At 30.3% G+C, this 1,216-nt stretch carries 1 protein-coding gene; it reads left to right on the top strand.

Annotated features, from left to right (window positions below):
• Positions 1–597: 597 nt before the first annotated feature.
• The gene (plsY, locus tag A9G30_RS11435; protein ID WP_065589036.1) at positions 598–1,182 is read left to right on the top strand and encodes a glycerol-3-phosphate 1-O-acyltransferase PlsY; all 585 of its coding nucleotides are present in this window, start codon (positions 598–600) and stop codon (positions 1,180–1,182) included.
• The last annotated feature ends 34 nt before the right edge of the window (positions 1,183–1,216 follow it).

Below are 1,216 nucleotides of genomic sequence, written 5' to 3'. Positions count from 1 at the left end.
TCTGGCGTGTTTTTTTAATATTTTCTTGTTTTCTGCTCATATGATTAATATTTTTAGTTAACAAAATAGCAGGTTATAATCGCACAAAATACCAACAATAAATTCGTAAATCAATAGAAAACAAGCTACCTTAGTTAAGAATACAACAATCGTTTCTTAGTCATTATACATATGACTTTAATTAGAAATAGCGTTACTTATAATTAATATCTCAATAGATTAAATGGTCAATTGAAAAACCATGGTAATTTATATGCAAACACGAATGTAAATGTTATGCTTACAGTATTAAAAATATATAACTTCAAGCTACTATTTAAAGGGGATTTTATGTCTCTGCTTTCTTTTTTAATACTTTATAACAAATTTAGTTTTTCCCCCCAATAATGAGCAATGTTACTAATGAAAAAGTTACTAATGAAAAATTAGGTTATTCTAACCAACAGCTCATCAAGAAAGTAGCTACTTATGATTATTGTTCTGTTTGCTTCATTTCTAACTTTCCCATTTAGGTTATCAAACAACTTAAATGCTAAATTAAATAAAGATTATTATAAGAAGTAAAGGAGTTGTATTTTGATATTACAAATTATATTGATGATTATCATTGCCTATCTTGGGGGATCACTTTCTGGAGCTATAATTATCAGCCGAATCATGCATTTGCCTGATCCTTCTGAACATGGCTCACATAACCCCGGTGCAACCAATATTTTACGATTAAATGGCAAATTACCCGCTATTTTTGTTTTAATTTTTGACATGTTGAAAGGTGCTATTCCCGTTTATATAGCTTATCGGCTTGGAGTGACACCTTTCTTTTTAGGGATTATTGGTATTTTTGCTTGTTTAGGACATATCTTTCCCTGTTTTTTTCATTTTCGTGGTGGTAAAGGCGTTGCAACTGCCTTAGGTATGATGATTCCAATAGGTTTTGATTTTACAGGTTGTTTTATTCTGACTTGGTTACTGGCGCTATTGATTACTGGCTATTCATCCGTGGCTGCGATTGTTGGCTTTCTTATGGCACCTTTTTATGTTTGGCTATTTAGACCTGAGCTTACTTTACCCGTTTCTATGCTTTCATGTTTGATTATTATTCGCCATAATAGTAATATTGCACGCCTTTTAAAAGGTGATGAATTAAAAAGTTATCATCGTGCAAAAATAAAAAATGACTAAAATCTATCAATAAATAAGTATAGATTTAACAATT

Source organism: Gilliamella sp. Fer4-1, assembly GCF_001690515.1.
Lineage (GTDB): Bacteria > Pseudomonadota > Gammaproteobacteria > Enterobacterales > Orbaceae > Gilliamella > Gilliamella apicola_C.
Note: the sequence above shows the minus strand (reverse complement) of the source record. Positions and strands in the feature narration are given on the sequence as shown.